We start from the raw sequence: 1,276 nt of genomic DNA, 5'->3' as shown, positions 1-1,276 counted from the left end.
GGGACTGCTGCACGGATAGGTGACAACTTACTTGTGGTGTCGGCAGGCACTGCTGGAAGGATGTTGATCGTGCCCAGACCCCACCCCAAAGAGTTCCGTGATGACGTCGTGGCTGTCGCCCGGCGTGGTCAGGCTCCGGTCCGGCAGATCGCGAAGGACTTCGGGATCTCGGAGTCCTGCTTGCGTAACTGGTTGCATGCCGCTGACGTGGAAGAAGGCGCCAAGCCCGGCGTCACGTCGAGTGAGTCGGCCGAGTTGCGTGAGCTGCGGCGGCGTAACCGGCTGCTGGAGCAGGAGAACGAGGTGTTGCGCCGCGCGGCCGCCTACCTCTCCCAGGCGCAGCTGCCGGGAAAAGGCTCTACCCGCTCGTGACAGAGCTCGCCGAGGCGGGGATCCCCGTGACGGTGACGTGCCGGGTCCTGAAGCTCGCCAGACAGCCCTACTACCGGTGGCTACGCAACCCCGTGACGCAGTCCGAGGTCGTGCAGGCGTATCGCGCGAACGCGTTGTTCGACGCTCACCGCGACGACCCGGAGTTCGGACACCGTCTGTTGGTCGACGAAGCACGCCAGGCCGGCCAGAGCATGGCCGACCGGACCGCGTGGCGGATCTGCACCAGCAACGGGTGGTGGAGCGTGTTCGGCAAGAAACGTGGCAAGAACGGCAAGCGGCCCGGCCCGCCCGCGCACGACGACCTCGTCCACCGGGACTTCACCGCGCTCAGGCGGCCTAACGCCTTGTGGCTGAGCGATATCACCGAGCACGCCACGAGCGAGGGCAAGCTCTACCTCTGCGCGATCAAGGACGTCTACTCGGGCCGGATCGTGGGGTACTCCATCAGCGACCGCATGAAGTCCTCCCTGGCCGTGGACGCCCTGAGCTCCGCGGTCGCCAGACGCCGGATCGACGGCACCCACGTGGCCGGGTGCGTGGTCCACACCGACCGCGGATCGCAATTCCGGTCCCGGAAATTCCTGGCCGCGCTACGCCGCCATGACCTGGTCGGATCCATGGGCCAGGTCGCCTCCGCCGGCGACAACGCCGCCATGGAATCCTTCTTCGCCCTGCTGCAGAAGAACGTCCTGGACCGCAAACGATGGGCCACCCGTGACGACCTGCGGCTCGCGGTCATCACCTGGATCGAACGGACCTACCACCGACGACGCCGCCAGACCCGCCTCGGACGATTGACCCCGATCGAGTACGAAGCAATCATGACCACTCAGGTCGCACTCGCCGCCTGAGAAACCCTGTCACCTATCCGTGCAGCAGTCCC

1 protein-coding gene is annotated in these 1,276 nt (G+C 66.5%); it reads left to right on the top strand.

Features of this window, described 5'->3' with window-relative positions; genetic code table 11:
* The first annotated feature begins 69 nt into the window (after positions 1-69).
* Positions 70-1,244 (top strand): IS3 family transposase gene (locus tag EW117_RS29250; RefSeq protein WP_165362929.1). Its coding sequence is split into 2 segments (ribosomal slippage): positions 70-348 and positions 351-1,244, totalling 1,173 coding nucleotides; the frame shifts between segments, so codons are not numbered across the junction.
* The last annotated feature ends 32 nt before the right edge of the window (positions 1,245-1,276 follow it).

The organism is Promicromonospora panici (assembly GCF_900608595.1).
GTDB lineage: Bacteria > Actinomycetota > Actinomycetes > Actinomycetales > Cellulomonadaceae > Promicromonospora > Promicromonospora panici.
Note: the sequence above shows the minus strand (reverse complement) of the source record. Positions and strands in the feature narration are given on the sequence as shown.